This window comes from Sutterella parvirubra YIT 11816, assembly GCF_000250875.1.
Lineage (GTDB): Bacteria > Pseudomonadota > Gammaproteobacteria > Burkholderiales > Burkholderiaceae_F > Sutterella > Sutterella parvirubra.
This window is the reverse complement of record NZ_JH604983.1, coordinates 22,943-28,105: the sequence shown is the minus strand read 5'-3', so window position 1 is coordinate 28,105 and position 5,163 is coordinate 22,943. Positions and strand designations below refer to the sequence as shown.

3 protein-coding genes are annotated in these 5,163 nt (G+C 67.0%); all 3 read left to right on the top strand.

Features of this window, described 5'->3' with window-relative positions; all coding sequences use genetic code 11:
• On the top strand, nt 1-1,634 hold a 1,634-nt coding region (locus tag HMPREF9440_RS06395; RefSeq protein WP_316244789.1), incomplete at its 5' end, for an ABC transporter substrate-binding protein.
• A gap of 129 nt (nt 1,635-1,763) precedes the next feature.
• Nucleotides 1,764-4,094 (top strand): ABC transporter ATP-binding protein, encoded by a 2,331-nt coding sequence (locus tag HMPREF9440_RS11980; protein ID WP_008542606.1) that lies wholly within the window; start codon nt 1,764-1,766, stop codon nt 4,092-4,094.
• 1 nt (nt 4,095) lies between these two features.
• Nucleotides 4,096-5,016, top strand: coding sequence for an ABC transporter permease (locus tag HMPREF9440_RS06385; RefSeq protein WP_008542604.1), 921 nt, complete (start codon nt 4,096-4,098; stop codon nt 5,014-5,016).
• Nucleotides 5,017-5,163 lie beyond the last annotated feature (147 nt).

The following is a 5,163-nucleotide window of genomic DNA, read 5'->3' as shown; positions in this document are numbered from 1 at the left end:
ATCCGCCGGGCGCGCCCGGCGCCACCCTCGACCCGAACGGGATGATGATTGTGATGACCCAGAAGTCCGACAAAACCAACGCCTCCTTCACGAAGACCCTCTTCGCCGCCGCCTTCGCCGCGGCCGTGACCTTCTCGTCCGGCGCCGCTTCGGCCGGCGCCGACAACATGGTGATCGCGATGCCGCAGCTCCCGACGATCATCGAACCCCAGGGCATCAACAACAACGCGATTGACCGCTGCGTCTCCGCCGTATTTGAAACCCTCGTCAAGGCCGACCAGACGACCGGGGAATTGAAACCCGGCTTGGCCGAGAGCTGGAAGCGCATTTCGCCCGACACCGTCGAATTCAAGCTGCGCCCGGGCGTGAAGTTCCACGACGGCACGCCCATGACCGCGGACGACGTCGTCTTCTCGTTCGGGCCCGAGCGTTTCTCGGGCGAGCGCGCGCCGGGACGCGCCGCGGCTTGGGAGTTCCTCGGAAACCTCAAGGAAGTGGTGAAGGTCGACGACCACACCGTGCGCATCACGATGAAGACGCCGGATCCGATCATCGAGCGGCGCTTCTCCGCGCGCATGTCCGAAATCGTCTCGGAAGACGGCTGGAAGGCCGCGGGGTCGTGGGAGAACTGGATCAAGAAGCCGATCGGCACGGGGCCCTACCGCATCGTGGAATTCAGGACCGGCAACCGCCTGGCGCTGGAGCGCAACCCCGACTACTGGGCGAAGCCCGCGCCCGCCGCGAAGGTGACGTTCGTCGAGGTGCCGGAACTGTCGTCGCGCGTCGCGGGGTTGAAGTCCGGCGAATTCGACCTCATCACTGAGGTGACGCCCGATCAGGTGAAGCCCCTTCAAGCGGACGGCACCGTCGACGTCGTGGGCGGTCCGATCGACAACATCTACGGGATGATCTTCGACTCGAAGACGAACCCGATCATGCGGAGCAAGGACCTGCGTCAGGCGTTCCTCCACGCGATCGACCGAGATCTTCTCGTGCAGGCGCTCTTCGCCGGCAGCACCACGCCCGCCAACAGCTTCCAGTCGAAGACCTTCGGCGAGCTCTACCTGCCCGACATGGAGAAGAAGCTCTACGATCCGGAAAAGGCGAAGGCCCTCGTCAAGGCCTCGGGCTACAAGGGTGAGCCCATCGTCTGGCGCATCATGAGCGGCTACTACACGCAGGAGCTCACCGTCACCCAGGCGATCGCCGGGATGCTCAAAGCCGTCGGCATCTACGTGAAGATCGAGGTGAAGGAAAACTGGACGCAGGTCGAAGAGGCCGGTCCCACCCGCATGCTCAACAACGCCTCCTTCTCCGCGTACTACCCGGACCCCGTCGCGCAGCTCTGGCGCCGCATGAAGCCGAACGGCTTCTGGACGAACGAAGGCTTCGTGATCGACTCGCCCGAATACCAGGCCTTCTGCAGGGAGGGCGAGGTGTTGGAGACCTCGATCGACCCGGCCGCGCGAAAGGACGCTTGGCGGAAGATGCTGACGCTCTTCAACCAGGATCCCTGGGCCGTGCCGCTCTATGGCCTTCCGATGATCTACGCGAAGCAGAAGAACGTCGTCTGGACGCCTTCGAGCCTTCAGGGCTCGCTCGACCTCTCGGCCGACGTGCTCAGCTTCAAGTAACCGCGCTGTCCGCCGCCCGGCCGCACGCCTGCGGACCGGGCGGGCAGGGCGCTCAAGGCGGTTCGCGCGCCCCGCACCCGAGCCGTCCGCATCTCCTCTTTCCCCAGTCCTTTCGAAGTCTTCCGACGCATGACGATCCCACCGATCCCGGGCGGCGTTCCCGCGCCCGACTCCTCCGCAGCATCCGAACCTTCCGCACGCCCCGCACCGATTCTCGAAATCCGGAACCTGCGCGTCGCCTTCGGCGCGACCGAAGTCCTCCACGGCGTCGACCTCGCGGTCGCACCGGGCCGCATCCACGCGCTGATCGGTGAATCCGGGTCGGGAAAAAGCGTGCTCGCACGCTCCATTTTGGGATTGGCCGGCACCAACGCCCGCACGACCGACTCGATCCGCTGGCTCGGACGTGAACTCACCGACATCAGGCCGAAGGACTGGGCGGCGCTTCGCGGTGCCGAGATCGGGATGGTCGTGCAGGACGCGATGAGCGCGATGAACCCGATGCGCACCGTGGGCGAACAACTCATTGAAACGCTCGCCTACCGGCACCCCGACTTCCGCGAGGGGCTCGTCTCGGGCGCGAAGGCGATGGCGGCGAAGCGGTCGGAACTCCGCGGTCTCGCATTGGACCTTCTGCAGACGGTCGGGATCACCGCCCCCGAGAAGCGCATGACGGCCTACGCGCACCAGCTCTCGGGCGGGATGCGCCAGAGGGTCATGATCGCGTTGGCGCTCGCAGGCGCGCCGAAGCTCCTTCTTGCCGACGAACCGACGACCGCCCTCGACGTGGTCGTTCAGCGCGAGCTCCTGGAAGAGATGCGCGAGCTCGTCCTCTCGCGCGGGATGTCGATGCTTTTGGTGACGCACGACCTGCACCTCGCGCACGACGTGGCGGACGACGTGTCCGTCATGTACGCGGGGCACGTCCTCGAGGAGGGCCCGGTCGCGAAGGTGATCGGGAACCCCGCACACCCCTACACCGAAGGGCTTTTGGACGCGATGCCCGACATGGAGAGCGAACGCGGGACGCTGAAGCCCATCCCGGGCGAAATTCCTCCGCCGGAGAAGCTCGGGGCCGGGTGCCCCTTTGCGTCCCGCTGCGCCCGCGCGTCGGACGGCTGCCGGGCGTCGCTCCCGCCCATGCGCGCCCTTGACCGCGAAGGGACGTGGACGACGCGCTGCGAAGGGGCGCACGCCGCTCCGCCGTGCGGCGCCGACACGGCTTCTCAGGCAGGCTCGGACGCCGCCCGGTACGTCGAGTCCGAAGGTCTTGAGGAAGAGGAGCTTCAGCTCGGCTGCGAAGCCGAGGGATCCCTCCCGAAGGATGCGGCCGTGAATGCCGACGGTTCGGAACGGGAAGCCCTGGCGGCCATGGCCGGGCTCGAACCCGTGAGAAGCGACTTCCGCGTGATCGCCGACGCCCGCATCCAGCGCCACTGCTACTACGCCCGCCGCGGGTTCTTCGGCCGGAAGAAGCCCTGGGACGTGCTCCAGGACATCGACCTTCAGATCCGAAGGGGCGAGGTGATGGGGTTGGTCGGCGAATCCGGCTGCGGGAAGTCGACCCTGGCGCGCCTCATGCTGGGTCTTCAGGAGCCCACCGAGGGGGCGGTGCGCTTCAAGGACGAACCCTTCCCGAAGCCCCGCACGCCCGCCTGGCAGGCGCAGCGTGCCGCCTTGCAGATGATCTGGCAGGACCCGTACGGGTGCTTCGATCCGCGCGTGCCGGTGGTGGACCAGGTCGCCGAACCTCTCATCGTGCACCAGGGCTTTGACAAGGCCGCGGCCAGGGCGCGCGCGATGGAAGTCCTCGCCATGGTCGGGATGCCCGCGCACCACGCGGGGCGCATCCCGGGCGTGATGTCGGGCGGGCAGCTCCAGCGTGCGGCCATCGCCCGCGCGGTGGCGCTCCGTCCCGTGCTTCTCGCGTGCGACGAACCGGTGGCGTCCTTGGACGTCTCGATCCAGGCGCAGGTGTTGGAGCTTCTGAACCGCCTCAAGACCGCCACCAACATGTCGATGCTCTTCGTCTCGCACAACTTGAACGTCGTGCGGTACGTCTCGGACCGCGTGACGGTGATGTACCTGGGCCGCATCGTCGAATCGGGCGAGGTGGACGAAGTCTTCCGCCGGCCCCTTCACCCCTACACGCGGCTTCTGATGGCGAGCACGCCGGGTGCGGACGCCTCCGCCATCCGGCACTACCCGAAGGGCTCGATGCCGAGCCCGATCGAGCGCCCGCCCGGATGCGTCTTTGCGGGGCGCTGTCCGCTCGCTTGCGACAAGTGTCGGACCGAGGTGCCGATGCTGACGGACGCGGCCGAGGGGCACGCCGTGGCGTGCTTCATGGCCGGGGAGACCCTGAAGTCGGAGGAGGGCGTTCCGTCCGCCGCCGAAGCTTCTGCCTCCGCCGCCAACGCCGCGCTCAATCTCGACGCCAACGCCACGATGGGAGTCTGACATGTTCGTTCTGGCCGCACGCATCGTCTTCCGCGCGGTGCTCACGCTCCTTCTTCTCACCACGGTGGTCTTCTTCGGGCTGCAGCTGACGGGCGACCCCGCGCGCATCATGCTCGGGAACGCCGCCGACGCCGTCGCGCTCGAAACCTTCCGCGAGCAGTGGGGGCTCAATCGCCCGCTCTGGGAGCAGTTCCTGATCTACCTCGGGAAATTCGTCACGTTCGACATGGGGACGAGCTACTTGACGGGCCTTCCCGTCAGCGAAGTCTTCATGAACGCCTTCGGGCCGACGCTCCGCCTCATGATCCCGACCGCGATCGTCACGCTCGCCTTCGGCATTCCCGCGGGCGTCATCGCGGCGCTCCACCGCGGGACGAAGTTGGACCGCGGGCTCATGTTCGTCTCGGTCTTCGGCTACGCCGTCCCGAACTTCTTCCTCGGCGTCCTCCTTCTGCTCGTCTTCTCGATTCAGCTCGGGTGGCTCCCTTCCTACGGGGACGGCTCGATCCTGCACTACGTGATGCCGATCGCGACGATGGCGACCTCCGAAGCCGCGATCTTCTCGCGGTACGCCCGGAGCGCCATGATCGACGCGATGCGGCTCCCGTGCGTCAAGGCCGCGCGGATGCGGGGGCTCCCGGAGACCCGCGTCATCTGGCTCCACGCGCTCCCCAACGCCATGCTCTCGATCCTCACGATTCTCGGGTTCTTCCTCGGAACCCTCGTCGCCGGCGCGGTCATTACGGAAAACGTCTTCTCGTGGCCGGGCGTCGGGAAGCTGCTCGTGCAGTCGGTCGCGAACCGCGACATTCCCGTCGTGCAGATGATCGTCTTGATGACGGGGGCGTCGCTCGTGCTCGCTAACCTCCTCATGGACCTCTTGGCGCTCGTCGTCAACCCGAAGCTCCGGAAGGAAGCGTAGGAACCCCCATTCACCACTTCACCACCCAACCACGGAACACACCCATGAAAGAAGCTTTCCAGAGCCTGCGCGCAGGGGGCGCCTTGACCGCGGCGGCCTTCGCGGTGCTCGCGGTCTTCCTCGCGGCGGGGCTCCTCGCCCCGTGGC

What these genes read in the sequence shown, in the direction of transcription:
- HMPREF9440_RS11980 (WP_008542606.1), top strand. Translation starts at nt 1,764, where the DNA reads ATGACGATCCCACCGATCCCGGGCGGCGTTCCCGCGCCCGACTCCTCC.
- HMPREF9440_RS06385 (WP_008542604.1), top strand. Translation starts at nt 4,096, where the DNA reads ATGTTCGTTCTGGCCGCACGCATCGTCTTCCGCGCGGTGCTCACGCTC.